The following is a 24410-nucleotide window of genomic DNA, read 5'->3' as shown; positions in this document are numbered from 1 at the left end:
CGAAATGGAAATGGACAAGATGCAGGTCGTGTGGAAAAATCAAAAAGAACTGCGGTGTGGATACACAACAGGAAGCTGTGCTGCGGCAGCAGCAAAGGCGGCAGCGGCAATGCTCTTTTCCGGGGAGGAAATCCGCCAGGTATCTCTTATGACGCCGAAAGGGATCGAACTGTATCTGGAAGTAGAAAAGATCCAAAGAGAAAATGAATCTGTCAGCTGTGCCATTCAGAAGGACAGCGGAGATGACCCGGATGTGACGAACGGGATCTTCGTTTACGCCAAGGTCACGAAAAAAAGGGAAAAAGGAATGACCTTAGATGGTGGGATCGGAGTAGGGCGGTTCACCCGGAAGGTGCTGGAGCAGGAAGCCGGGGAAGCGGCGATCAATAAGGTTCCGCGGCAGATGATCCGGGAAGCGGTGCAAAGCCAGATTGAGAAATATGACTGGGATGGTGGCGCAGACGTTCTGGTCTATGTTCCGCAGGGCGTGGAGATCGCGAAGAAAACGTTTAATCCAAGACTTGGGATCGAAGGTGGGATTTCGGTACTCGGAACCTCAGGAATCGTAGAACCGATGAGTGAACAGGCACTGACGCAGACTATTTTCCTGGAAATGAAGATGCTTCGTGATGAAGGTCACCGGTATTGTTATCTGACACCGGGAAATTATGGAAATGATTTTTTAAGGCAGACACTTGGGTACGACCAGGAGCTTGCGGTGAAATGCAGCAATTATATCGGGGATGCGATTGATGACGGCGTGCGGCTGAAGATGGACGGACTGCTGCTTGTAGGACATATCGGAAAGCTGGTCAAGATCGCTGCAGGTGTAATGAATACCCATTCCAGACAGGCAGATGCAAGAATGGAAGTGCTTGCCGTCCATGCGGCAATGGCAGGGGCAGACCGTGAGACAGTCTGTGCTCTGATGAAGTGTTTTACGACGAAGGAAGCATTGGACATTCTGGAAGAAAGAGGACTTTTGGAAGAGACGATGCGGACCGTGATGGAGAAGATCGAGTATCATTTGGCGAAGCGTGCCGGCGAGAAGATGAAGGTCGGGGCGCTGATGTTTTCGGATGAACTCGGGGTTCTTGGGAAGACATCTCTTGTGGACAAACTGAGGGAAAAGATCGGATAGGTAGAAAGGTATGACAAAAAATGGCAGGAAGATTTGACCTTGCGGGTGTAGGTCCGGGAGATCCGGAACTGATGACGATAAAGACAATTCGTGCGATTAAGGCGTGTCAGGTATTGGTACTTCCAATTGGCAGTCCGGAGTTAAAGAAACCGGAACTGGAAGAGGGGGAAGAAGAGACATTTGCAAAAGAATGTCTGGCATATCGGATTGCGTGTGAGGCAGAGCCGGAGACGAAAAAGAAGCTGCGGCTGTATCTTCCCATGCCAATGATCAAGGGAAAAAAGCTACTGAAAGAGATACACGATGCAGGTGCAAGAAAGGCGTCAGAGCTTCTGGAGAAAGGAAAGAATCTTGTTTTTCTGACGATTGGAGATCCGACCGTGTATTCGACAGGAATTTATATTTATAAAAGACTGAAAAAGATGGGATATCAGGGGGAGATTTTTTCCGGGATTCCGTCTTTTTGTGCTGCGGCAGCAAGGCTGGAGATCTCGCTTGTGGAGAACCGGCACGAGCTGCATGTTCTTCCGGTGTCCTATGGAATTGAAGAAAAGTTGAAGCTTCCGGGGACGAAGGTTCTTATGAAGACCGGGAAAAAAATGGCGCAGGTCAAAGCTGTTCTGAAAGAGGAAGGACAGCAGGCGAAAATGGTAATGAACTGCGGAATGGATGGAGAAAAAATTTACAAATGCACAGAAGAAATACCGGAAGATGCGGGATATTTTTCGATTGTAATAGCAAAGGAGAAAGAAAAATGATTCATTTTGTTGGAGCAGGAAGTGGTGCTGTGGATCTGATCACAGTACGGGGGCAGAAGCTTTTGAAGGAAGCAGATATAGTGGTATATGCCGGTTCACTGGTAAATCCGGAGCTTCTTAAGAATTGTCAGAAGGACTGTCAGATCTACAACAGTGCGAAGATGACGCTGGAAGAAGTGATGGAAGTGATGATTTCCGGAGAGAAGCAGGAGAAAAAAGTTGTCCGGCTGCATACGGGTGATCCGTGTCTGTATGGTGCGATCAAAGAGCAGATGGATCTGCTGGAAAAGGAGAATATTTCTTATAAAGTGTGCCCGGGAGTCAGCTCCTTTTGCGGAGCGGCATCTGCACTGAATGCAGAATATACTCTTCCTGGGATTTCACAGTCTGTGGTGATCACACGGATGGCAGGAAGAACACCGGTTCCGGAAAAAGAATCCATTGAAAGCTTCGCTGCGCACCAGGCAACGATGGTAATCTTTTTAAGTACCGGGATGCTGGAAGAATTGTCGAAGCGTCTGATCGAAGGCGGTTATCAGCCGGAGACTCCGGCAGCAATCGTCTATAAGGCAACCTGGGAGGATGAAAAGGTGTGCAGATGTAAAGTGAAAGATCTTGCGGTGACAGCAAAGGAGAATGGAATTACAAAGACAGCACTGATCGTGGTTGGTGAGGTGCTTGGCGGAGAGTATGAACGGTCACTTTTATATCATCCGGAGTTTACAACAGAGTTCAGGCAGGGCAAAGGAAAAGAAGGTGCAGGAAATGTGTAAAATTGGAAAAGTCTATGTAATCGGTCTTGGACCGGGTGCTGAGAAAGAAATGACATACCAGGCGTCCACGGCACTGGAAAAAAGTGAGGTTATTATCGGGTATACCGTATATACGGGACTGATACGGGAAAGGTTTCCGGATAAAAAGTACCTTTCCACACCAATGCGGCAGGAAGTGATCCGCTGTGAGATGGCAATGGATGAGGCGATGAAAGGAAGTACGGTAGCTATGGTATGCAGTGGGGATGCCGGAATTTACGGAATGGCAGGTCTGCTCTATGAGATGGGACAGGGCTACCCGGAGGTGGAGCTGGAGGTTGTGCCGGGGATCACGGCGGCAAATGGCGGTGCGGCAGTTCTTGGTGCACCTCTGATGCATGATTTTGCAGTGATCAGTCTGAGTGATCTTCTGACACCGTGGGAGAAGATTGAAAAGAGGATCCGCGGAGCTGCGATGGCGGATTTTGTGATCTGTCTGTATAATCCGTCCAGCCGGAAACGGGCAGATTACCTGAAAAAGGCATGCGAGTATATCCTGGAGTACCAGAACCCGGATACAGTCTGCGGTTATGTGCGGAACATCGGACGTGAAGGCGAAGATGCACATATTCTGACACTTTCTGAGCTGAAGGATACGGAGGTCGATATGTTTACAACCGTCTATATCGGCAACAGCCAGACGAGAAATGTGGATGGGAAAATGGTGACACCGAGAGGCTATCGATTGGAGGAATAACTGTGGAAAACCGAAAATGCCAGGTAAATCTTGCCGGGATCGGGATGGGAAGCAAAGGAACGCTTACGGAAGAGGTCAGAAAGATCATTGAGGAAAGTGATGTGCTGATCGGAGCTACGCGGATGCTGGAAGGATTCCGGGAAAAAAAGAAATGCTGCTATGCAGAGTATCTACCGGAAAAAATCAGAGCAATCCTGGATGAGCAGGAGGAAAAGACCAGATGTACGGTGCTGTTTTCCGGGGATACCGGATTTTACAGCGGGGCAAAAAAGCTGGCGGATATTCTGAAAAAAGACGGATATGAAGTACAGATTTTTCCGGGGATTTCATCTGTAATCTATCTTGCGGCAAAGCTTGGAAAAAGCTGGGAGGATGCGAAAATTCTCAGCATGCATGGAAGAAGTCAGAATTTTATCCATGTAGTTGCAAACCATGAAAAGACATTTCTGATCCTTGGGAAAAGTGCGGGAAAAGAGATCTGCGAAAAACTGAAATATTACCATCTGGAACAAGTAACCGTTTCGGTTGGAAATCATTTGTCTTATCCGGATGAAGAGATTGTGATCAAAAAAGGAAACAAGCTTCAGGCAGAAGATTTTGGTGATCTTACCACTATTCTGATCGAGAATCCAAAGCCGGAAAAGAGAACAGGAATTCATCTTGCAGATGAGGAGCTGATCCGTGGAAGTGTTCCGATGACGAAGGAGGAAGTGCGGACAGTCAGCATTGCAAAATTGAAGCTTACAAAGAATGCAGTAATATATGATGTGGGGGCCGGAACCGGTTCAGTGTCTATAGAGGCTGCTCTTCAGGGAGAGAATCTCCGCGTTTATGCAATAGAGAAGAATCCGGAGGGTGCAGAACTGATTAGGAAGAATATGCAGAAATTCCGGGCAGACCAGATTCAGGTTATAGAAGGAGTTGCACCGGAAGCACTGGAAGCACTGGAAATGCCGACCCATGCTTTTATCGGAGGCAGTACAGGACAGTTAAAAGAAATTATTCAGTGCATAAAGAAAAAAAATCCGGACGTCCGTATCGTGATCAATGCAATTTCGCTGGAAACCGTGAAGGAAGCGATGGAGGCGATGGAGGAAGGACTGCTTGCAGATCCGGAAATCATACAACTGAATGTGGCAAAGTCAAAGAAACTTGGAAGATATCACATGATGACCGGGTTAAATCCGATTTATATTATTTCAGACGGAGGAGATACAGAATGAAAATTCCCGGAATTGTAATCGCGGCATCTGCCAGTGGGAGTGGAAAGACAGCGGTGACAATGGCAATGATGAAAGCATTTAAAAATGCCGGAAAGAAGGTACGCGCCTGCAAATGCGGACCGGATTATATTGATCCTATGTTTCACCGGGAGGTGCTGGGAATTGATTCCGAGAACCTGGATCTGTATTTTTGTGACCGGGAGCGCTTGAAAGAGCGGTTTATGCATCATGCGGAAGGCGCGGAGCTTGTGGTGACAGAAGGTGTGATGGGGTACTATGACGGGATCAGTCTGGATTCGGATGAGGCAAGTACTTATGACGTTGCGAGAACCCTGGGACTTCCGGTAATCCTGGTTGTTCCGGCAAGAGGTATGGCATCGACAATCCTGGCAGTATTGAAGGGAATGATTGAATACCGGAATGACAGTAATATCCGGGGAATCATTCTGAACCGGATTTCCCCGATGCTGTATCCGAAGATGAAGAAGATGATCGAAGAAGGATTGCAGACAATGGGATTCCAGGTTCAGGTGGTTGGTTATGTGCCGGAGGAGGATGCTTTTCATCTGGAGAGTCGGCATCTGGGACTGATGCTTCCGGAGGAAATAGGGAACCTGGGAAAACAGATTGACCGGGCAGCAGAGATTCTGACAGAGACACTTGATATGGAATCGGTGCTGAAAATTGCCTGGGAAGCAAAAGAAATGGAGTATCATCCGGTGAAGGCAAAACAGGAAGCAGCCGGACGAAAAGTGCGTATCGGCGTAGCGCGTGACTTGGCCTTTTGTTTCTATTACAAGGATAATATGGAGCTTTTAAAAGAGCTTGGATGTGAGATCATTCCGTTTAGTCCTTTGGAGGATACAAGGCTTCCGGAACATTTAGACGGACTTTTATTTGGTGGTGGATATCCGGAACTTTGTGCGAAACATCTGGCAGAAAACAGAGCTATGCGAAAAGATGTAAGAAAGCAGATTGAAAATGGAATTCCATGTATTGCGGAATGTGGAGGATTTCTATATTTGGCAGAAGAGCTGGAAGGGGAAGATGGAAAGCACTATCCGATGGTGGGGGTACTTCCGGGAAAAGGGATCAAAAAAGGGCGACTTACCAGATTCGGATACATTGAGCTGACTGCGGAAATGAACGGAGTGTATATGAAAAAGGGAGAGAAGATCCGGGCGCATGAGTTCCATTATTGGGATTCTACGGAAAACGGAGAGGATACACTTGCCGTAAAGCCGGATGGTGTGAGAAAATGGCAGGCTGTTCATATGAAGGGGAATCTGTTTGCGGGATTTCCGCATTTATACTTTTATTCCAACCCCAAAGTGGCCAAACGCTTTGTAGAAGCGTGTAGAACCTACAGAAGCAAGTAAAAAGCTGACAAAGACAAATCGAAAAGACAGGAGATTAGACTTACAGATGGAAGAGACCAGATGGAAAGAGAAAATAAAACCACTTGATGAAAATGCAATGGAAGAGGCGCGGGCGCACTGGATGACGGTAGGGAAGCCGCTGTTTAGTCTGGGAAGTCTGGAGGATGCGGTGATCCAGATTGCCGGGATTAAGGGGACTTCAGATTTTGAACTGCGAAAGCGCGGGCTGATCATTATGTGCGCGGACAACGGTGTGGTAGAAGAAGGCGTGACACAGACCGGACAGGAAGTAACGGCAATCGTGGCGGATAACTTTACAAGAGGAGAGACAAGCGTCTGCATCATGGCAGAAGAGGCAAAGGTAGATCTTTTCCCGGTGGATGTAGGAATGGCAACAGATGTGCCGTCTGTGACAAAGAAAGAATACAAAGTGATGTATGGCACACACAATTTTGCAAAAGAAGCGGCGATGACAAGAGAAGAGGCAGTTGCGGCGATAGAAGTTGGGATTCAGATGGTAAAGAAGTGTGCCGAAGCGGGATACGAAATTCTTGCGACAGGTGAAATGGGAATTGGAAATACAACGACCAGCAGTGCGGTTGCCTCTGTATTGCTCGGAGAGGATCCGAAGGTCATGACAGGAAAGGGGGCAGGTCTGACGAAAAAAGGTCTGCAAAAGAAGGTACAGGTCATCCGGGAAGCGGTTGAGCGGATGCAGCCGGATAAAACAGATGCGATCGATGTACTTTCTAATGTTGGAGGACTTGACATAGCAGGACTTGCAGGTGTATATCTCGGTGGGGCGATCTACCGGATTCCGGTGCTGATAGATGGCTTTATTTCTGCAGTGGCTGCACTTGTGGCAGTACGGCTGGTTCCGGAATGTGCAGGATATATTTTACCATCCCATTTGTCTGATGAACCTGCGTCAAGAAAGATTTTAGATGCTTTAGAAAAAAAACCATTTCTTACATGTGGCATGTGTCTGGGGGAAGGAACAGGAGCAGTGGCAGCGATGCCGCTTCTTGAGATGGGACTTCAGGTGTACCGTAAAATGGGAACTTTTGATGATATTCACGTAGAGCAGTATGAAGTACTGGATGGGAAGGACGAAAGATGAAATTTTTAGAACCGATGATCGTTGCGTTTTCTATGTATTCAAAAATACCGATGCCGCGCATTGAGTGGAACAAGGAAAATATGAAATATACGATGTGTTTCTTTCCGCTGATCGGTGTTGTGACCGGAGTACTCATTTATCTGGCAGGAATGTTTCTTGATGGAAATATTTTTCCGAAAGTAAACAGTGGAAGACTGATGTTTGCTGCGGTTATGACATTGATACCGGTTTTTGTAAGTGGAGGGATCCATCTGGATGGATTTATGGATACGATGGATGCACTTGGATCCTGGGGAGATAAAGAAAAGAAACTGGAAATCCTGAAAGATTCGCATAACGGTGCTTTTGCGGTCATCGGAATCTGCTGTTATTTTACCGTAAGCCTTGGTGTATGGAGTGAAATCCGGACGGAGATGCTTCCGGTAGTAGCAGCAGGATATGTAATTTCAAGAGCACTCAGTGGGATTGCTGTAGTGACATTTCCGGCAGCAAGAGGAAGCGGTCTTGTAAAGACTTTCCAGGATGGAGCACAGAAAAAGGCAGTAAGGATCACAATGATCGTATACCTGATCCTGGCGGCAGTATATTTGTATTTCTGTTCGCCGGTTGGTATGGCGGTACTTCTTATAATTGCAGGAGTAGTATTTGGATATTATTACCGGATGAGCAGGAAACAGTTTGGAGGCGTTACCGGGGATCTGGCGGGATACTTTCTGCAGATTTGTGAGCTGGCATTATTAGTTGGGGGATTGATTGTGCAGGGAATCAAATGAAAAGCAGGGAAAGGAAGAGGAGATGTATAGAAGATGGAAATCAGGCTGATTCGGCATTTTGCGACGGAAGGGAATTTGGAGAAGCGGTATATTGGGGTGACAGATGAAGAAATAAAAGCAGAGTGCGTTCTGGAGCATACTCTGAAAAAAGAAGAAAATGGACGTGAGGAGTGGAAGCCGGAGCTTGTGATTGTCAGTCCGCTCAGGAGGTGCAGGCAGACGGCAGAGATTCTTTTTCCGGGAGCAGAGCAGGTTGTCTGTGAGCAGATGCGGGAATGTGATTTTGGTCTTTTTGAGGGGAAGAATTATCAGGAGCTGACTGGGAATCCAAAGTATCAGAGCTGGATTGATTCTGGAGGTACAAAGGCATTTCCGGGAGGAGAAGATCCGATGGAGTTCCGGAAACGGTGTGTCTGCGGATTTGAACAGATGATGGAAAAGATGATAAAGGGAAAAAGAAAGAAGATTGCCTTTGTGGTTCATGGGGGGACGATCATGTCGGTGATGGAAGCATTTGATCCGGAAAAGAAAGAATTTTATCACTGGCAGGTGAAAAACGGAAAAGGTTTTCATTTTCAAATTGAGGAAGAAAAATGGCAGCAGGGAAAGAGACAGTTTGAGGAGATTGAGGAAATATGAGTTCTTTGATGGCATGTATAGCAGGAATGGCGCTGGATGCGATTTTCGGGGATCCGGTATGGCTTTACCACCCGGTACGGATCATTGGAAACTGGATTTCGATACTGGAAAAGTGGCTGCGCGTATTTTGTAAAAATGATGAGAAAAAAGAAAGAATCGCAGGATGTGTTTTATGGTTTGGTGTGGTGATCGCATCGGTCGGAATTCCGTGGGGACTTTTGTATCTTGCCGGAAAGGTCAGCTTCTGGCTTCAATTTGCACTGGAAACTTTCTGGTGTTATCAGCTTCTTGCCGGAAAATGCCTGAAAGATGAAAGCAGGAAGGTTTATGTACGGCTCGTAAACCACAATCTGGAGGGGGCAAGACATGCGGTATCGATGATCGTGGGGAGAGATACCGGAAATCTTTCTGAGGCCGGGGTGACAAAGGCAGCGGTAGAAACAGTAGCCGAAAATACATCGGACGGAGTGATCGCACCGCTCATTTTTATGCTGATCGGTGGGGCACCACTTGGATTTTTTTATAAGGCTGTTAATACAATGGATTCTATGGTAGGATATAAGAATGAAAAGTATTTACATTTTGGTCGGTTTGCGGCTAAAATGGATGATGTATGGAATTATATTCCGTCCAGGATATCAGCACTTTTGATGATCGCAAGTGCATGGATCTTCCGGATGGATTATAAAAGGGCGTGGGCAGTCTGGAAAAGAGACAGGCGAAAGCATGCCAGCCCGAATTCCGCGCAGACAGAAGCGGTATGTGCAGGTGCACTTCAGGTGCAGCTTGCAGGAGATGCCTATTATTTTGGAAAATTATATCCGAAAGAGACAATCGGAGATGATGTGCGTCCTATCGAGCCGGAAGATATTTTAAGAGCCGGTAATCTGATGGACGGAACAGCACTTCTGACACTTCTTGTCTTTGGATTACTGAAATATTGTATGATACTGATGTAAGGGGAATAAAAGGTTATGGAATATGTACATGGTGGAGATATTTATACACACAAAGGAATGACAGATTTTTCTGTGAATCTGAATCCGTTCGGACCTGGAAGAGCTGTAGTGGAAGCGGCAAGAAAGTCAATAGACCAGATTGGAAATTATCCGGATGCCAGCTGCAGGAAACTGAAAAGTGCTCTGGCGAAAAGACTGGAAGTTCCGGCTGAGCATATTATCTGTGGAAATGGGGCGGCAGATCTGATTTTTACGGCAGTGCTTGCGGACTGCCCAAGGAAAGCGCTGATACCGGTTCCTGCATTTGCAGAATATGAACAGGCACTGCGTGCGACCGGGTGCGAGATCTGTTATTATAAGAAAAGAGAAGCGACTGGTTTTCAACTGGAAGAAGATTTTCTGGATCTTCTGAATGAAGATATTGATATGGTATTTTTGTGTTCACCGGATAATCCGACCGGAAAGCTGATCGACCGGAGTATGCTTTGGAAGATTCTTGCAAGATGCGAGACTTACGGAATCCGGATGGTGTTGGATGAATGTTTTATTGATTTCGCGGAAAATGCAGCTACGGCATCCATTCTTGCAGATACTAAGAGATGGAGAACGTTATTTATCCTCCGTTCACTGACTAAGATGCACGCGATTCCGGGAATCCGTATCGGGTATGCCGTTACTTCGGATATGGAATTTCTGGAGAAGATGGAACAGTCCAGACAGCCATGGAGCGTATCGATACCGGCACAGGCGGCAGGCATGGCATCTTTAAAAGAGCGGATGCGTGTGAAACGGACCTGTGATTTTACGAACCGTGAAAGAATCTGGATGGAAAATGAATTAGACAAGCTTGGAATTACCCATTATCCGTCAGATGCCAATTTCATTCTGATGCGAAGTGGTATAAATTTATATGAGAAACTGAAAAAACAGAAGATTCTGGTCCGGGATTGCAGCAATTACAAAGGTCTCGGAGAAGGATATTATCGTGTTTGTATGCGGCAGAGAGGAGACAACCAGAAACTGATCGATGCGCTGGGAGAAATTCTCTATGCAGGTCAGGGAGAATTTTAATATGGCAAAGTCGATTATGATTCAGGGAACCATGTCAAATGTCGGAAAGAGCCTTCTTGCGGGAGGGCTCTGTCGTGTTTTAAAGGAAGATGGAATCAAGGTTGCACCATTTAAGTCACAGAACATGGCACTCAATTCTTTTATCACGGCAGATGGTCTGGAAATGGGACGCGCACAGGTCATGCAGGCAGAAGCTGCCATGATCCGGCCGGAAGTTTATATGAACCCGATTCTTTTAAAACCGACCTCCGATGTAGGAAGTCAGGTAATTGTAAACGGAGAAGTTGCGGGAGTCATGCCGGCGATGGAATATTTCCGTAAAAAGAAAGAATATATTCCGGCTATTTTAGAAGCTTATCATAAACTGGAAGAAAAGTATGATGTGATCGTCATTGAAGGCGCGGGAAGTCCGGCAGAAATAAACCTTAAGCAGAATGATATTGTCAACATGGGACTTGCTGAGCTGGTGGATGCACCGGTTCTTCTTGCCGGAGACATTGACCGTGGTGGTGTGTTTGCGCAGATCGTCGGGACGGTTATGCTGTTGGAAGAAAAAGAGCGGGCAAGGATCAAAGGTACGGTGATCAATAAGTTCCGCGGGGATGTGAAAATTCTGGAGCCAGGTATCAGGATGCTGGAGGAGCGGACAAAGATACCGGTATGTGGCGTGATGCCATATATTTATGCGGATATTGATGATGAGGATAGTCTGTCAGAAAGGTTTGAGCGGAAAGAAAAGGCGGCACTTCTGGATATTGCAGTGATCCGTCTGCCGCGTATTTCCAATTTCACAGATTTTGCGGTACTGGAATGCAGGGAAGAAGTTTCGCTTCGGTATGTGTCAAAGGCAGGAGATTTCGGGAATCCAGATCTGGTAATTCTGCCGGGAAGTAAAAATACGATGGAAGACCTGTTGTGGCTTCGTCAGAGCGGACTGGAAGGGAAAGTGCTGCGCCATGCCTCATCAGGGAAACCGGTATTTGGTATCTGTGGCGGTTACCAGATGCTTGGAGAAGAGATCTGTGATCCGGAAGGGGTAGAACGTGGTGGAACCATAAAAGCAATGGGACTGCTTCCTGCAGTTACTGTATTTGAAAATACCAAGAGAAGAACCCGTGTTACCGGAAGGTTCGGAGAAGTTACCGGAATCTTAAAAGCAATGTCCGGTGCAAAGCTGGATGGATATGAGATCCATATGGGGGAAACTATTTTTTCTGATAAAGATGCTGCAGATCATAAGATGATGGTACAGATCTGTGATCAGGTGACAGGTGAGAGCCGGTGGGATGGAGCGCAGAAGAAGAATGTGTACGGCTGCTATGTACATGGGATTTTTGATGACCGGGAAGTAGCGGATGCACTGATCGGGGCACTTCTGGAAGAAAAAGGATACGGCGAGGAAGCCATGCACTCCATGGACTACCATGCTTACAAAGAGAAGCAGTATCAGATTCTTGCAAATGCAGTTCGTGAGAATATGGATATGAAGAAAATATATGAGATTATCGAGAAGGGAAATGCAGCAGAATGTTTCATCTGATCACAGGTGGCAGTGGAAGCGGTAAATCCGAATATGCAGAGCAGAAGCTTATGGAATATGCCAGCCATTCAAAAAGAAACAAAAAACGCTACTATATAGCAACTATGATGCCTTTCGGGAAGGAAACGGAAGATAAAATTGCACGTCACAGAAGGCTTCGTGCAGGCAAAGGGTTTGAAACGATCGAATGCTATACGGATCTTAAAAAAGCTGCAGAAATCCTGCAGACAAAAGAGACAGGAAGTGTTCTCCTGGAATGTATGTCCAATCTTGTGGCAAATGAAATGTACGATCCGTCAGGAGCAGGTGAAAATGCAGAAGAGTCCATTCTGGCGGGGATCCATAAGCTGCAGAAGGTCAGTGATGATCTGGTAGTTGTTACAAATGAAGTATTTTCAGACAGCATGACAGATAATCCGGAGATGGAAGAATATCTGAAGCTTCTCGGAAAGCTAAATCTTCGGATGGGAGAGATGGCAGATCTGGTGACAGAAGTTGTGTACGGAATTCCGGTTGAAAGGAAAGATATAAAAAAATGAAAATGATAATCGGCGGTGCATATCAGGGGAAGCTTGCGTATGCAAAAAAGCAGAACCCATACATTCATTGGACGGATGGGAAACTATGTGAAGGAGATAATATTTTTGAGGCAGAAGGAGTCTTTCATTTTGAAAAATATATCCAGAGCATGATAAAAAAAGAAAACTGGTCGGAAAAAGAAGCAATTGATTTCGCATCGAAACTAACAAAAAAGTGTCCGGATATTGTAATTGTGACACAGGAGATCGGCTATGGTCTGGTTCCGGTAGACGCATTTGATCGCAGATACAGGGAACTGACCGGAAGAATCTGCACCGTACTTGCGGCAAATTCAGATCAGGTAGACCGGGTAGTATGCGGGATCGGTGTGACGATCAAAGGAGGAAATATCAAGTGAAGATAGAACTGGAAAATGTAAAACCCGCAGAAATAGAAAAACGCAGTTTTGAGATCATAACAGAAGAACTGGGTGATACGCATCTGATCCCCGGAACAGAACCGATCGTCAAACGCTGTATCCATACAAGCGCAGATTTTGATTATGCCAAGAACCTGATGTTTTCAGAAGGTGCAGTAGAAAAAGCGCTGGATGCTATCCGAAATGGTGCAGTCATTGTAACCGATACCCAGATGGGAAAAGCAGGTATCAACAAACGGAAGCTTGCAGAATACGGAAGCGAAGTTCTTTGCTTCATGTCCGATGAAGATGTAGCAGAAACTGCCAAAAGGAACGGAATCACGCGTGCCGTTGCAAGCATGGAAAAAGCAGCCACCCTCGATAAAAAAATCATCTTTGCCATCGGAAATGCCCCGACAGCCCTTGTAAGACTCTATGAACTGATCCAGGATGGCAAATTAACCCCAGAACTCATCATCGGAGTTCCTGTAGGATTTGTAAATGTTGTTCAGTCTAAAGAGTTAATCCTTTCACTGAAAGCCACACCATATATCGTGGCAAGAGGCAGAAAAGGTGGCAGCAATATTGCTGCATGTATCTGCAATGCACTATTGTATATGTTGTAGATAGATAAGATGTTGTGGTCAAAAGGTATTTTGCCCGCTTGGATACCAGATTGCTACGTGCGTTTTGCATCGGCGTTCTGACCTTTTGCCCCTGGTATCTATATAATAAACAACCCTTATTTAATGAGGTTTTTGCATTCTAACTGTCTTTGCGATAATCAAAAAATTAACTATATTGTCAGAAAATAGACACAATTCAGTGTTGAATTCTGACCTGTACTCTGCTATTATAATCGTATACTAGTTGAAGGAAAGCAGGAAGGAGAAATTGATTATGGGATTTTTAACAGGAAAGACTGCAATTATCACAGGCGGCGGAAGAGCTGTATTAAGTGATGGAAGCTGCGGATCTATTGGATATGGAATTGCAACAGCTTACGCAAAAGAAGGAGCGAATCTGGTAATTACCGGGCGTAATGTAAAGAAACTCGAAGATGCCAAAGAAGAACTGGAGAGACTCTATGGTATCAAAGTATTACCTGTACAGGCTGATGTCAGCGCGGGGGCTGATAATGAAGCAACAGTACAGAACGTAGTAAAGCAGGCAATTAACACATTCGGAAGAATTGATGTCCTGATCAATAATGCACAGGCATCCGCATCTGGTGTTACGATCGCAGATCATACAACAGACCAGTTCAATCTGGCAATGTATTCCGGCGTATATGCGGTATTCTATTATATGCAGGCATGTTATCCGTACCTGAAAGAGACAAAGGGATCTGTTATCAACTTTGCTTCAGGTGCCGGACTTTTCGGAAATTACGGACAGTGCGCATATGCAGCGGCAAAAGAAGGGATCCGTGGACTTTCCAGAGTAGCTGCAACAGAGTGGGGACCAGATGGAATCAATGTCAATATCGTATGCCCGCTCGCATGGACAGCACAGCTTGAGAATTTCCAGAAAGCTTATCCGGAAGCATTCAAGGCAAATGTAAAGATGCCGCCGGCTGGACATTACGGAGATGTAGAAAAAGAAATCGGACGTGCATGCGTACAGCTTGCATCACCGGATTTCAAATATATGAACGGAGAGACGATCACCTTAGAAGGTGGAATGGGACAGAGACCTTAAGAAAAATCCATAAAAGCCAAAGAGAGTGCCTGTGCGTTTTTTGAATCGTACAGTCGCTCTCTTTTCATTTCATAGGAAATTCCGAAGAAACTTCCTATGAAATAAAAGGCACTACGTGCCGGAGATGCACATTCTTTTTAGCTTCTCCGTCTTGACATCTTTAAAAACGTCATTCAAAATAAGAACGGAAAGAAAATTTAAATCATTTAATCGAGGCTAAAAAGATATGAAAGCAGTTATTTTTGATATGGACGGTGTTCTGATCAACACAGAACCATTACACTATCGTTGCTGGAAGGAAATTTTAAAAGAGAAGAACGGAATTGATCTTGACTATGAGGTCTACCTTCCGTGTATCGGTTCTACCCGTGGATTCTTCATGGATTTGATCAATGAGAATTATGGACCGGTTTTTGATGATGTGGATAAGATGAATGCGCTCATGAAAGAGAAAAAAGCGCAGATTACAGAGGCAGAAGGATTTCCGGAGATGCCGGGAATCAAAGAAGCATTGAAGCAGTTAAAAGACGAAGGATATCTGCTTGCAGTAGCGTCTTCCTCTCCGGCTTATGCGATCAAAGATGCATTAAAGTCTCTGGATATGGAGAAATATTTTACAGTGGTCATGAGTGGAGATTATGTAGAGCATCCAAAACCGGCACCGGATACTTTCCTTGTAACGGCAGAGAAACTGGGAATGGAGCCGGAGGACTGTCTGGTAGTAGAGGATTCGACTAACGGTGGAGGAGCTGCCAGAGCAGCCGGTATGAAATGTATCTGGTTCCACAACCCGGATTCCGGAAGGCAGGATATCCCGGATGCGGTACTGGAATTTCCGGCATGGACCAGCGAAAATGTAGAAAAAATGCTGAAAATATTAGGAAAAGAGGGAGAGTAAAGATGAGAATAAGAACAGCAGATCTGAGTGATCTGAAAGAAATTGCCCGTGTGGAGGCAGCGTGTTTCCCGGCAGCAGAAGCGGCAACAGAAGAAGAATTTGAAAAGAGACTTACTTTTTATAAAGATCATTTCTGGCTGATGTTTGAAGAAGAGAAGTTGATCGCCTTCGTGGACGGTATGGTGACGAATCAGGAAGATCTGACAGACGAAATGTATGAAAAAGCGGAAATGCATGATGAAAAAGGTGACTGGCAGATGATTTTTGGTGTAAATACGCTGCCGTCTTACCGGAAACATGGATATGCAGGAGAATTGATCAAAAGAGCGATTACAGATGCAAAAGAGCAGGGAAGAAAGGGACTTGTCCTTACCTGCAAGGACCGGCTGATATCTTATTATGCCAGGTTTGGATTCAAAAATGAAGGTGTCTCAGAATCAGTACATGGAAACGTGGTCTGGAATCAGATGAGACTTACATTTGATGAAGGGCTGGGTGAATAATGTGAAAAAAAATAAGTTTGAAATTGATATGTGCAACGGCTCCATCATGGACAAGCTGATCTCTTTTTCACTGCCACTTATGGTTTCCGGAATTCTGCAGCTTGCGTTTAATGCAGTGGATATCATCGTGGTAGGAAGATTCTCCGGGAGTCAGGCACTTGCCGCAGTCGGCTCCACAACAGCACTGATTAATGTGTTTGCGAACCTGTTTATCGGGATTTCACTTGGTGCCAATGTCCTTGCAGCCAGATTTTATGCAGCGGGCAAAGACCGGGAGATGTCGGAAACAGTACATACTTCGATCACACTTGCGCTGATCAGTGGAATTATGATGGCAGTTATCGGAGTGCTTCTTGCAAAGTGGGCACTTGAAATTATGGGAACGCCGGATGATGTGATCGGGCAGTCTGCCTTATATATGCGGATCTATTTTATGGGAATGCCATTTTTTATGTTATATAACTATGGGGCAGCTATTTTAAGGGCGATCGGTGATACAAAAAGGCCATTGATCTTCCTGATCATTTCTGGAATTGCAAATGCCGCGCTGAACATGATACTGGTTATTCTTTTTCATATGGGAGTTGCCGGGGTTGCAATTGGAACAATTATTTCACAGCTGATTTCCTGTGTGCTGGTACTGACCTGTCTGTACCGGTCGGAAGGAAGTTATCAGCTTCGTTTCTCCAAACTGAAGATCAATGGTGCCTACATGGAACAGATTTTCCAGGTGGGAGTTCCGGCGGGAATCCAGAGTACGGTCATCAATTTGTCCAATGCACTGTTGCAGTCCTCGGTTAATTCATTTGGATCGATTGCGATGGCAGGCTATACAGCAGCGAACAATATGCTTGGGTTCCTTTATATGTCAGTGAATTCGATAACTCAGGCATGTATGAGTTTTACCAGTCAGAATTATGGTGTGGGTAAGCTGAAACGAATGGATAAGGTGCTGCGTGACTGTGCGATTCTGTCTATATCGATCGCGGTAGTGCTTGGTGGTCTTGCCTATTGCTTCGGACCGCAGATTCTGACAGTTTATACTTCAGATCCAAAGGTTATCAACTGCGGAATGGAAATCCTGGCGTATACATCGATCACTTATTTCCTGTGTGGGATCATGGATTTGTTTCCGGGTGCGCTTCGTGGAATGGGATATTCAGCAGTCCCGATGGTGCTTTCAGTGATCGGAACGGTGGGAACAAGAATTGTGTGGGTATTTGGAATTTTTCCGAACCACAGATCTTTATCCGTACTTTTTGTATCCTATCCGGTGTCATGGATCATTACCATTGTACTTCAGGTCGTGTGCTTCTATTTTGTGAGAAAAAGGGTACATCAGAAAGAAAAAAGATTGTTATAAACAGAACGAAATTGTGAAAATCGACAGTAGGGTATTGTGAAAAACAGACAGATTTATCTGTCTGTTTTTGTATATATATAATAAATGTGCTTGCAATAGAAAGACACATGTGCTTGTATCCGCTACAAAAACATGAACATGTAAAATGTTTGTGCATCACGGAAAATAGATTGAAAAGAGAAGAAAAATAGGGTATCCTAAGTATAGAAAAACAAAAGTAATAAAAAGTCCGCGTTAAACGGACATATGTGTCATGCGGAGGTAATGAAGATGAATGATAATAAAATGTGGGCGTTAGTAAAGGAAAAACCGGAACAGGGACTCTGGCTGAAAAGAGTACAGATTCCGGAAGTAGGACCAAATGACGTAAAGATCAAGATCCATAAAAATGCAATCTGTGGTACCGATGTACATATTTACCAGTGGAATGAATGGGCACAGCATACTATTCCGATCGGACTGACCGCAGGACATGAATATGTCGGGGAAGTTGTAGAAGTCGGTGCAGGTGTACAGGGATTCAAGGTGGGCGATCTGGTATCCGGTGAAGGACATATCACTTGTGGAAAATGCAGAAACTGTCTGGAAGGGCACAAAGAGAACTGCAAAGATGCCAAAGGTGTTGGGGTAAACCGGAACGGTGCGTTTGCAGAATATCTGGTTATTCCCGCTTCAAATGTATGGCCGTGCAATCCGGCAATTGATGAAGAATTATATGCGATCTTTGATCCATTTGGAAATGCAACCCATACTGCATTATCTTACGACATGCTTGGTGAAGATGTGCTGATCACAGGTGCAGGACCGATTGGGATCATGGCAGCGGCGATCGCAAAATTTGCAGGAGCAAGACATGTGGTAATCACGGATATGAACCAGTACCGTCTGGATCTGGCAGCAAAAATGGGTGCGACCAGATGCGTTAATCTGACACAGGAAAAACTGACGGATGTGATGCATGAGATCGGAATGACAGAAGGCTTTGATATCGGACTTGAGATGTCCGGAAGCCAGCCGGGACTTTCTGATATGATCCATAACATGAAACATGGTGGAAAGATCGCACTTCTCGGATTGCAGAGACAGGATGCAACCGTAGATCTTGAGACAGTGATCTTCAATGGGCTGAATATCCGCGGAATTTATGGAAGAAAAGTATGGGATACCTGGTACAAGATGTCTACGATGATCCAGGCGGGACTTGATATTTCACCGATCATCACACACCATTTTGATATCCGCGATTATGAAAAAGGATTTGAGGCAATGATCTCAGGACAGTCAGGAAAGGTGATCCTTGACTGGGCACATATTAACGATTAGGAAAAGCAGAAGAAGGAGAGAATAAAATGGCAAGAAAAAATGATATTTTAAGTATTTATACAAAAGAAGTAGAACAGATCAAAGCAGATGGTCTTTTCAAAGGGGAAGCACCGTTCGTATCTCCGCAGGGCGCAAAGGTTGTAATGGAAGACGGAAGAGAGCTTCTTAATATGTGTGCCAATAACTATCTTGGACTTGGGGACAATCAGAGACTGATCGATGCAGCGAAGAGAACTTATGATGAAAAAGGATATGGGGTTGCTTCTGTCAGATTTATCTGCGGAACACAGGACATCCACAAAAAACTGGAAAAGAAGATTTCCGGATTTCTGGGAACAGATGATACGATTTTATATTCTTCCTGCTTTGATGCAAATGGTGGACTTTTTGAAACAATCCTGACTGCGGAGGATGCAGTGATCAGTGATGAACTGAACCATGCTTCCATCATTGACGGAGTTCGTCTCTGTAAGGCAAAAAGATACCGCTATAAAAATAACAACATGGAAGATCTGGAAGCACAGCTTCAGGCTGCAGATGCAGCAGGAGCAAGAGTCAAACTGATCGCTACAGACGGTGTATTTTCAATGGATGGAATCATCTGTAACTTAAAAGGTGTCTGTGATCTTGCTGATAAATACAACGCACTGGTTATGGTGGATGACAGCCATGCAGTTGGATTTGTAGGAGCACACGGCAGAGGAACTTCCGAATACTGTGGCGTAGAAGGAAGAGTGGATATCATTACAGGAACACTAGGAAAAGCACTCGGTGGGGCTTCCGGTGGATATACATCCGGAAGAAAAGAGATCATCGATCTGCTTCGTCAGAGAAGTCGTCCGTACCTGTTCTCCAACTCTCTTGCACCGGCAATCGCAGGAGCAAGTATTGAGATGTTCAATATGCTGGAAGAAAGCACCGAGCTTCGTGACCATCTGGAAGAAGTAACCGCATACTACCGCAAGCAGCTGGTAGAAAATGGATTTGATATCATCGAAGGAACCCATCCATGTGTACCGGTTATGCTTTATGATGAAAGACTTGCCGGAGAATATGCAAAGAAAATGATGGAAAAAGGGGTATATGTGGTTGCATTCTCTTATCCGGTTGTACCGAAAGGAAAAGCAAGAATCCGCACACAGGTATGCGCGAGCCATACAAAAGAAGATATTGATTTCATTATCAAATGTTTTAAAGAGACTAGAGAAGAGATTGGAAAATAAATTGCTACAGGATAGAAAAATGCCGGACAGTACAAAATGTTGCCCGGCATTTTGTGATGATATAACAGAGAAATTTGACTAAAAAATGTTACAGGAAAATTTTCGGAGGCGTTAAATAAAAATAAAAGAATATTTTTGGAATGTAATCATGGTAATTATGTAAACCCTGAAAAAATGGAGAGAAAAGCTTGTGGGAAAGGCAGGAATACTATAAAATAAACAGGGAACAATAAAAAGATGAATGGGGTGTCATCTGACAGAGGAGAGAAAAGATGGAACAAAAAATATACAATGAATATGTGGAAATTTTAAAGGAAGAGTTGCTTCCGGCGATGGGATGTACAGAGCCGATTGCAGTAGCTTACGCGGCAGCAGTTGCAGTTCAGGCTCTTGGGGAAAAACCGGAATCTGTAGAAGTAAATGTCAGTGCAAATATTATTAAGAATGTAAAAAGTGTCGTTGTACCGTGCACAGGAGGACTTCGCGGAATCGGTGCAGCAGTCTGTGCAGGGATTGTAGCCGGATGTCCGGAAAAAGAACTGGAAATTCTGGAAGAGATCACAGGGGAACAGAAAGTAGAAATGAAAAAGATGCTGGATACCATGCCGATGACAATCCGGGAATCCGATAAAGAATATATTTTCGACATCCAGATCAAGGCATGTGCAGGCGGACACAGCGGATACGTAGAGATCGCAGGTTTTCACACCAATGTGATCTGTGTAAAGAAAGATGATGAGATCATCAGAGAAAAAGCATATGAAGAGCAGGGATCCAGCTGTGCGACGGACCGTTCTCTTCTGACTGTGGAGAAGATCATTGAATTCGCAGACTGCGTAGACGTTGCAGACGTAGAGGAAGTTCTGCAGAGACAGATTGATTATAACTGGGCAATTGCCGAAGAGGGCATGACAGGAAACTGGGGAGCTGCCATTGGAAAGACTTTGATGGAAGCATATGGAAACAGTGTACATAACCGTGCGAAAGCGATGGCAGCGGCCGGATCGGATGCAAGAATGAACGGATGTGAACTTCCGGTTGTCATCAATTCGGGAAGCGGTAACCAGGGAATGACAACTTCTCTTCCGGTGATCGTCTATGCAAAAGAGCTAAATGTCTCAAAAGAGATGATGCTCCGCGCGCTGGTTGTGTCAAATCTGATCACAATCCATATGAAGACAGGAATCGGAAGACTGTCTGCATATTGTGGCGCGATCAGTGCAGGATGTGGTGCAGGTGCAGGAATCTGTTATCTGTATGGCGGACGTGCATATGAGATTTCTCATGTAATTGTAAATGCAGTTGCCATTAACTCAGGTGTTGTGTGTGATGGAGCGAAGGCAAGCTGCGCGGCAAAAATCGCATCAGCTGTAGAAGCAGGGCTTCTGGGACTTCAGATGCAGAAAAATGGAAAGCAGTTCTATGGCGGAGACGGACTTGTAGAAAAAGGTGTAGAAAACACGATCCGTAATATTGGAGAGCTTGCAAAGAAGGGAATGCGTGAGACGGATAAAACGATCATCCAGATCATGACAAGATAAGAAAAAGAGAAAAGAACTGGTAGAAGAGGCACTTGCATTTAACGGACTTAAGAAAAATATGACTAATATTGAAAAAATAAAACATCTGCGGTATGCATATCGCAGATGTTTTATTTTTGAACGTTAGCTATTTATACTTTTTATTTTTGAATATACTTCTTCAACAACAAAAGCGTATTCTTTACCCCATCCATATGGGATCTTTCATAGTTATGTGATGCATACACCCCAGGACCAACCAGACCATGGCGGATATCATATCCTGCCCGAAGAGTTGCCTCTACATCAGAACCGTAATGCGGATACACATCGATCGCATAATCCAATCCTTCTTCTTTTGCAGTTTCGGCAAGAGCAGATGTTACGTCGTAGTTGTAAGGACCGCCGGAATCTTTTGCGCAAATAGATACCATGCGTTCGGTACATCCGAGATCGGATCCGACGCAGCCCATGTCAACAGAAATCATCTCTGTTGTATCTTCGGCAACAAAACTTCCGCCGTGTCCGACTTCTTCATATACAGTGAAAAGAAGAGAAACTTTGCGGGAAAGCGCAATAGATTCATCTTTTACGCATTTTGCCAGACCGAGAAGGATGGAAGCAGAAAGCTTGTCATCTAAGAAACGGCTTTTGATATAACCGCTCGGTGTGATCTGGGTACGCGGGTCCATGGCGATGATATCTCCAGGCTGTACGCCAAGTGAAAGAGTTCCTTCTTTAGTGTCCACATTTTCATCCAGAAGGATTTCCATATTTTCTTCTTTTGTCTCAACAGCAGAATCTGCAACATGAACAGAAGGTTCAGTATTTAGTACTACACCGGTATAAACGCGTCCGTCGCGTGTGTGGATCGTGCAGTTTTCCCCATCAGCGGTACTCCACTGGTGTCCACCGAGAGTAGTCGGACGCAGTCTTCCATTTGCTTTGACAGAACGCACCATGGCACCGAGGGTATCAACGTGTGCTGCAAGTACCAGCGGATTCCCCTCTCCGCCGATCGTTACGAATACGTTGCCTTTGTTAGAAAGCTGTGGTTCATATCCCATATCTGATAAAGTCTTCATCAGGTATGCAGCCACATCTTTGGTATAACCGGATGGGCTTGGAATAGAAGTTAAAGCTTTCAGTTCGTTTCCGATAAATTCAAGATAATTTTGCATAGAAAATTCCCCCAAAAAATTTATAGTATATATCATAATAGTTTAATAGAAGAGGATGGAAAATGCAATATACATTGAAGGATAATTTAAAAAGGTTATAATAATTGATGAAAAAATAGATTTATGATTTATTAAAAAAGAATCAAATATTGTTTCCGATATATTTGCTGGTGAATTAACCGTATCAGGAGTATAATAGACTTAAAATATTATAGGAGGACAAGTTTAATTATGGGGGAAACATCAAACGCTAATCTACTGACAACGGGATCTATTCCGAAAAAGATTATTATGTTTGCGATTCCGCTTCTATGGGGGAATTTATTCCAGCAGTTGTATAATGTGGCGGATTCGCTGATCGTGGGAAATTTTCTTGGGAATAATGCACTTGCAGCTGTCAGCTCATCAGGGAATCTGATATTCCTGATGGTAGGATTTTTTGGGGGAATTGGCGTGGGAGCCGGTGTTGTCATTGCGAGGTATTTTGGAGCCGGAGAATATGAGAAGCTGAAAAAAGCAATCCATACGGCACTGGCATTTGGTGGCGTATGTGGAATTTTTCTTACGGTTGCCGCGTTGATCCTTGCACCGCAGATTTTAAAACTGATTGGTACGCCGGAAGAGGTACTGCCGAAATCACTGGTTTATTTCAGGGTGTATTTTGCAGGTTCACTTGGATTTGTAATTTATAACTTTGGAATGGGGATTTTGCAGTCACTTGGTGACAGTAAGAGTCCGGTCATCTATCTGATCATTTCAGCGTGTCTGAATGTGATTCTGGATCTGGTGCTGATCGGAGGTTTAGGATTTGGTGTAGGTGCAGCAGCTTTTGCAACGATTGTTTCACAGATATTAAGTGCGGTTCTGTGTATCAGAAAACTGCGCAGGGAACCAGAGGCGTTCCGGTTATCTTTTCGTGAACTTCGGATGAATGGGAATATGCTGCGGCTGATCGTGGTAAACGGAATACCGGCAGGAATCCAGAATTCCATTATTGCGGTTGCAAATGTATTTGTACAGTCGAATATTAATCAGTTTGGGGCTCTGGCAATGGCCGGGTGTGGGTCATATTCCAAAATTGAAGGATTTGGATTTATTCCGGTTACCTGCTTCTCACAGGCACTCACGACGTTTATTGGACAGAATCTGGGAGCAAAAGAGTATGACCGGACAAAAAAAGGGGCATTGTTTGGAACCATTTGTGGAATCGGGATAGCAGAAGTGATCGGAATAGCAGTTTTTTTCTTTTCACCATACCTGATCGCTGCGTTTGGAGGAGATCAAAAAGCAATTGAATATGGAATTGCAGAGGCACATACGATCGCTCTTTTCTATTGTCTGCTTGCGTTTTCGCATTGTATGGCAGCAATTCAGAGAGGGGCGGGAAGAAGTATTGTTCCGATGTTTGTTATGATGCTTGTATGGTGCGGAGTCCGGGTAACCTATATTAGTATTGTTATCAGGATTATTCCGGTGATCAATGTAATCTACTGGGCATATCCACTTACCTGGTTTATCAGTTCGGTGATATTTTTGATTCTGTTTCTTAAGACAGACTGGATTCACGGATTAGAGAAACAGTGACAGGGCGCATAAAAAAGAAAGCTATACACTACTTATGTAGTGTGCGGCTTTCTTTTTTTGTATTT

Annotated in this window: 24 protein-coding genes; 23 read left to right on the top strand and 1 reads right to left on the bottom strand. The window is 44.7% G+C overall.

Features of this window, described 5'->3' with window-relative positions; all coding sequences use genetic code 11:
* Positions 1–4 precede the first annotated feature (4 nt).
* The 22 genes from cbiD to PGR14_RS01890 all read left to right on the top strand — a co-directional run bounded on the left by cbiD (position 5) and on the right by PGR14_RS01890 (position 21601).
* Positions 5–1141 (top strand): cobalt-precorrin-5B (C(1))-methyltransferase CbiD, encoded by a 1137-nt coding sequence (gene cbiD / locus PGR14_RS01995; protein ID WP_195479141.1) that lies wholly within the window; start codon positions 5–7, stop codon positions 1139–1141.
* Positions 1142–1161: 20 nt separating this feature from the next.
* Positions 1162–1899, top strand: coding sequence for a precorrin-2 C(20)-methyltransferase (locus tag PGR14_RS01990; RefSeq protein ID WP_055246542.1), 738 nt, complete (start codon positions 1162–1164; stop codon positions 1897–1899).
* Positions 1896–2672, top strand: a complete 777-nt coding sequence (gene cobM / locus PGR14_RS01985; protein ID WP_008371787.1) for a precorrin-4 C(11)-methyltransferase — start codon at positions 1896–1898, stop codon at positions 2670–2672. Before PGR14_RS01990 ends, cobM begins: the two co-directional genes overlap by 4 nt.
* Position 2673: 1 nt before the next feature.
* The gene (cobJ, locus tag PGR14_RS01980) at positions 2674–3408 is read left to right on the top strand and encodes a precorrin-3B C(17)-methyltransferase (protein WP_055246588.1); all 735 of its coding nucleotides are present in this window, start codon (positions 2674–2676) and stop codon (positions 3406–3408) included.
* 2 nt (positions 3409–3410) lie between these two features.
* Entirely contained in the window at positions 3411–4631 is a 1221-nt protein-coding gene (gene cbiE / locus PGR14_RS01975; protein ID WP_227119670.1) for a precorrin-6y C5,15-methyltransferase (decarboxylating) subunit CbiE, read from the top strand.
* On the top strand, positions 4628–6010 hold the full coding sequence (locus PGR14_RS01970; protein WP_173685200.1) for a cobyrinate a,c-diamide synthase: 1383 nt from the start codon (positions 4628–4630) through the stop codon (positions 6008–6010). The genes cbiE and PGR14_RS01970 overlap by 4 nt, the downstream gene beginning before the upstream one ends.
* A gap of 46 nt (positions 6011–6056) precedes the next feature.
* On the top strand, positions 6057–7130 hold the full coding sequence (cobT, locus tag PGR14_RS01965; RefSeq protein WP_270222885.1) for a nicotinate-nucleotide--dimethylbenzimidazole phosphoribosyltransferase: 1074 nt from the start codon (positions 6057–6059) through the stop codon (positions 7128–7130).
* A complete protein-coding gene (locus PGR14_RS01960) occupies positions 7127–7903 on the top strand; it encodes an adenosylcobinamide-GDP ribazoletransferase (RefSeq protein ID WP_270222884.1) in 777 nt (258 codons plus the stop codon). Before cobT ends, PGR14_RS01960 begins: the two co-directional genes overlap by 4 nt.
* A 33-nt stretch (positions 7904–7936) precedes the next feature.
* Complete coding sequence (locus PGR14_RS01955; protein ID WP_173685197.1) at positions 7937–8542, top strand: histidine phosphatase family protein; 606 nt, start codon at positions 7937–7939, stop codon at positions 8540–8542.
* The gene (gene cbiB, locus PGR14_RS01950; protein WP_211133422.1) at positions 8539–9501 is read left to right on the top strand and encodes an adenosylcobinamide-phosphate synthase CbiB; all 963 of its coding nucleotides are present in this window, start codon (positions 8539–8541) and stop codon (positions 9499–9501) included. Before PGR14_RS01955 ends, cbiB begins: the two co-directional genes overlap by 4 nt.
* A 15-nt stretch (positions 9502–9516) precedes the next feature.
* Positions 9517–10572 carry a pyridoxal phosphate-dependent aminotransferase gene (locus PGR14_RS01945; protein ID WP_008371775.1) on the top strand — a complete coding sequence of 352 codons (1056 nt, stop codon included), beginning with the start codon at positions 9517–9519 and terminating at the stop codon, positions 10570–10572.
* A gap of 1 nt (position 10573) precedes the next feature.
* Entirely contained in the window at positions 10574–12112 is a 1539-nt protein-coding gene (locus PGR14_RS01940; RefSeq protein ID WP_270222883.1) for a cobyric acid synthase, read from the top strand.
* Positions 12100–12651 (top strand): bifunctional adenosylcobinamide kinase/adenosylcobinamide-phosphate guanylyltransferase, encoded by a 552-nt coding sequence (locus tag PGR14_RS01935; RefSeq protein ID WP_270222882.1) that lies wholly within the window; start codon positions 12100–12102, stop codon positions 12649–12651. The genes PGR14_RS01940 and PGR14_RS01935 overlap by 13 nt, the downstream gene beginning before the upstream one ends.
* On the top strand, positions 12648–13049 hold the full coding sequence (locus PGR14_RS01930) for a bifunctional adenosylcobinamide kinase/adenosylcobinamide-phosphate guanylyltransferase (RefSeq protein WP_270222881.1): 402 nt from the start codon (positions 12648–12650) through the stop codon (positions 13047–13049). Before PGR14_RS01935 ends, PGR14_RS01930 begins: the two co-directional genes overlap by 4 nt.
* Positions 13046–13675, top strand: a complete 630-nt coding sequence (locus PGR14_RS01925; RefSeq protein ID WP_270222880.1) for a precorrin-8X methylmutase — start codon at positions 13046–13048, stop codon at positions 13673–13675. The genes PGR14_RS01930 and PGR14_RS01925 overlap by 4 nt, the downstream gene beginning before the upstream one ends.
* Before the next feature lie 274 nt (positions 13676–13949).
* Complete coding sequence (locus PGR14_RS01920; RefSeq protein ID WP_270222879.1) at positions 13950–14750, top strand: SDR family NAD(P)-dependent oxidoreductase; 801 nt, start codon at positions 13950–13952, stop codon at positions 14748–14750.
* Positions 14751–14976: 226 nt separating this feature from the next.
* Positions 14977–15648, top strand: a complete 672-nt coding sequence (locus PGR14_RS01915) for an HAD family hydrolase (protein ID WP_008371759.1) — start codon at positions 14977–14979, stop codon at positions 15646–15648.
* Between the two features lie 2 nt (positions 15649–15650).
* Positions 15651–16151: a GNAT family N-acetyltransferase gene (locus tag PGR14_RS01910; protein ID WP_008371757.1), complete on the top strand. Its 501-nt coding sequence runs from the start codon at positions 15651–15653 to the stop codon at positions 16149–16151.
* Positions 16132–17514, top strand: coding sequence for an MATE family efflux transporter (locus PGR14_RS01905; RefSeq protein ID WP_270222878.1), 1383 nt, complete (start codon positions 16132–16134; stop codon positions 17512–17514). Before PGR14_RS01910 ends, PGR14_RS01905 begins: the two co-directional genes overlap by 20 nt.
* A gap of 270 nt (positions 17515–17784) precedes the next feature.
* Complete coding sequence (gene tdh / locus PGR14_RS01900; protein WP_022220730.1) at positions 17785–18837, top strand: L-threonine 3-dehydrogenase; 1053 nt, start codon at positions 17785–17787, stop codon at positions 18835–18837.
* A gap of 26 nt (positions 18838–18863) precedes the next feature.
* Positions 18864–20060, top strand: a complete 1197-nt coding sequence (locus PGR14_RS01895) for a glycine C-acetyltransferase (RefSeq protein ID WP_022220729.1) — start codon at positions 18864–18866, stop codon at positions 20058–20060.
* Positions 20061–20332: 272 nt separating this feature from the next.
* A complete protein-coding gene (locus PGR14_RS01890; protein ID WP_008371747.1) occupies positions 20333–21601 on the top strand; it encodes an L-cysteine desulfidase family protein in 1269 nt (422 codons plus the stop codon).
* Positions 21602–21741: 140 nt separating this feature from the next.
* Here PGR14_RS01890 and PGR14_RS01885 read toward each other — a convergent pair whose 3' ends face one another.
* Complete coding sequence (locus tag PGR14_RS01885) at positions 21742–22761, bottom strand: M42 family metallopeptidase (RefSeq protein ID WP_022220728.1); 1020 nt, start codon at positions 22759–22761, stop codon at positions 21742–21744.
* A 231-nt stretch (positions 22762–22992) separates the two neighbouring features.
* Here PGR14_RS01885 and PGR14_RS01880 point away from each other — a divergent pair, with 231 nt between their 5' ends.
* Positions 22993–24345, top strand: a complete 1353-nt coding sequence (locus PGR14_RS01880; RefSeq protein ID WP_008371744.1) for an MATE family efflux transporter — start codon at positions 22993–22995, stop codon at positions 24343–24345.
* The last annotated feature ends 65 nt before the right edge of the window (positions 24346–24410 follow it).

The sequence above is a fragment of the Coprococcus sp. AF99-45 genome, assembly GCF_027663865.1.
GTDB classification, from domain to species: Bacteria; Bacillota; Clostridia; order Lachnospirales; family Lachnospiraceae; genus Allocoprococcus; species Allocoprococcus comes.
The sequence above is the reverse complement of the archived record's forward strand: the minus strand, read 5'-3'. Positions and strand labels throughout refer to the sequence as shown.

Coding starts and splice junctions, on each gene's coding strand:
- cbiD (WP_195479141.1), top strand. CDS start 5: ATGGAAATGGACAAGATGCAGGTCGTGTGGAAAAATCAAAAAGAACTG.
- PGR14_RS01990 (WP_055246542.1), top strand. CDS start 1,162: ATGGCAGGAAGATTTGACCTTGCGGGTGTAGGTCCGGGAGATCCGGAA.
- cobM (WP_008371787.1), top strand. CDS start 1,896: ATGATTCATTTTGTTGGAGCAGGAAGTGGTGCTGTGGATCTGATCACA.
- PGR14_RS01970 (WP_173685200.1), top strand. CDS start 4,628: ATGAAAATTCCCGGAATTGTAATCGCGGCATCTGCCAGTGGGAGTGGA.
- cobT (WP_270222885.1), top strand. CDS start 6,057: ATGGAAGAGACCAGATGGAAAGAGAAAATAAAACCACTTGATGAAAAT.
- PGR14_RS01960 (WP_270222884.1), top strand. CDS start 7,127: ATGAAATTTTTAGAACCGATGATCGTTGCGTTTTCTATGTATTCAAAA.
- PGR14_RS01955 (WP_173685197.1), top strand. CDS start 7,937: ATGGAAATCAGGCTGATTCGGCATTTTGCGACGGAAGGGAATTTGGAG.
- cbiB (WP_211133422.1), top strand. CDS start 8,539: ATGAGTTCTTTGATGGCATGTATAGCAGGAATGGCGCTGGATGCGATT.
- PGR14_RS01945 (WP_008371775.1), top strand. CDS start 9,517: ATGGAATATGTACATGGTGGAGATATTTATACACACAAAGGAATGACA.
- PGR14_RS01940 (WP_270222883.1), top strand. CDS start 10,574: ATGGCAAAGTCGATTATGATTCAGGGAACCATGTCAAATGTCGGAAAG.
- PGR14_RS01935 (WP_270222882.1), top strand. CDS start 12,100: ATGTTTCATCTGATCACAGGTGGCAGTGGAAGCGGTAAATCCGAATAT.
- PGR14_RS01930 (WP_270222881.1), top strand. CDS start 12,648: ATGAAAATGATAATCGGCGGTGCATATCAGGGGAAGCTTGCGTATGCA.
- PGR14_RS01920 (WP_270222879.1), top strand. CDS start 13,950: ATGGGATTTTTAACAGGAAAGACTGCAATTATCACAGGCGGCGGAAGA.
- PGR14_RS01915 (WP_008371759.1), top strand. CDS start 14,977: ATGAAAGCAGTTATTTTTGATATGGACGGTGTTCTGATCAACACAGAA.
- PGR14_RS01910 (WP_008371757.1), top strand. CDS start 15,651: ATGAGAATAAGAACAGCAGATCTGAGTGATCTGAAAGAAATTGCCCGT.
- PGR14_RS01905 (WP_270222878.1), top strand. CDS start 16,132: ATGAAGGGCTGGGTGAATAATGTGAAAAAAAATAAGTTTGAAATTGAT.
- tdh (WP_022220730.1), top strand. CDS start 17,785: ATGAATGATAATAAAATGTGGGCGTTAGTAAAGGAAAAACCGGAACAG.
- PGR14_RS01895 (WP_022220729.1), top strand. CDS start 18,864: ATGGCAAGAAAAAATGATATTTTAAGTATTTATACAAAAGAAGTAGAA.
- PGR14_RS01890 (WP_008371747.1), top strand. CDS start 20,333: ATGGAACAAAAAATATACAATGAATATGTGGAAATTTTAAAGGAAGAG.
- PGR14_RS01885 (WP_022220728.1), bottom strand. CDS start 22,761: ATGCAAAATTATCTTGAATTTATCGGAAACGAACTGAAAGCTTTAACT.
- PGR14_RS01880 (WP_008371744.1), top strand. CDS start 22,993: ATGGGGGAAACATCAAACGCTAATCTACTGACAACGGGATCTATTCCG.